Annotated in this window: 1 protein-coding gene; it reads right to left on the bottom strand. The window is 56.3% G+C overall.

All coding sequences use genetic code 11. The annotated features are described in order from the left end of the window. Nucleotides 1–33: 33 nt before the first annotated feature. Nucleotides 34–1,211 (bottom strand): IS3 family transposase gene (locus tag AC0KVQ_RS16420; RefSeq protein WP_473422273.1). Its coding sequence is split into 2 segments (ribosomal slippage): nucleotides 34–947 and nucleotides 947–1,211, totalling 1,179 coding nucleotides; the frame shifts between segments, so codons are not numbered across the junction. Between the last annotated feature and the right edge of the window lie 63 nt (nucleotides 1,212–1,274).

Raw genomic sequence — 1,274 nt, 5'->3', positions numbered from 1 at the left:
TGACCTGTCCTGACAACCGAAGACACACCTCGCTCAAATACCGACCGCCTGCTTGCTGAATTTTTGTGCAAACACAGCCGGCGCCACGTTGCCAAGGCGCGAGTGGCGCCGTTGGCGATTGTAAAAAATCTCGATATATTCCCGGATCGACGCTTCCGCCTCTAGCCGGGTGCTATATCGGTGATGATGCACCAACTCGTTCTTCAAGCTGCCCCAGAAGCTTTCCATCGGCGCGTTGTCGTAGCAGTTGCCACGCCGCGACATGGAGGCCCGCAGTTTGAATTGATCAACCAGCTTGCGATAGCTGTGCGAGCAATACTGGCTGCCCCGATCCGAATGCAGGATCAAGCCCGCTTCCGGACGTTTCCATTTCACCGCTTTCCACAGGGCTTGGCTGACCAGTTCCTGCGTCATGCGCGATCCCATTGCATAGCCGACGATCTCGCAGGTAAATACATCTTTGATGCCCGCCAGGTACAGCCAGCCTTCATCCGTCGAAATGTAGGTGATGTCGCTGACCCAAACTTCATTCGGCCTGCAGGGCTTGAACTCCTGATTCAACAGGTTATCTGCCACCGGCAGGCTGTGGTTCGAGTTGGTTGTGGCTTTGAATTTGCGCTTCTGAATGCAGCGGATACCTTCTTCTCGCCGCAATCGGGCAATCCGGTCTCGACCCGCTTTGATGCCTTCTTCTGCCAGTTCATCTTGCAGGCGCTTGGCGCTGTAGGTGCGGCGTGTCTTGGCATGCGCCGCTCGAATTTCCACGCGCAACCGTTCGTTCTCCTGCGCACGTCGGCAAGGTGGCCGTTTCAACCAAGCGTAAAACCCGCAGCGCGATACCGCCAGAATCCGGCACAGCAGCTTGACCGGGTATTGGCTTCGCCATTGCTTCACGAACGCGTACCGGGCAGTGACTCCCTGGCAAAGTACGCCGTCGCTTTTTTTAGGATGTCGCACTCCATCCGGGCTTCGGCCAGCTCTTTGCGTAGCTGCCTGTTCTCTGCCGCCAATTCGGCAGTACTTTGCGCCTCTGCCTTAGCTGGGGTGTTTTTGCCGGTCTTACGGGCTTGTGTGACCCAATAGGCTAGCGTGCCCTGATTCATGTTCAGCCGTGCGGCCGCCTCTGCCGCCGAAAATCCTTGTTCAAGCACCAGCTTAATCGCTTCTGCCCGGAATTCCGGGGCATAGCTTTGCGTTACTCTCTTGCTCATTTCGCACTCCTGTTGGTTCAGATTTTACCAAACAGGCGTGTCTACGGAATTCAGGCTACCTCA

Source organism: Formivibrio sp. oc-25 (genome assembly GCF_055810895.1).
Note: the sequence above shows the minus strand (reverse complement) of the source record. Positions and strands in the feature narration are given on the sequence as shown.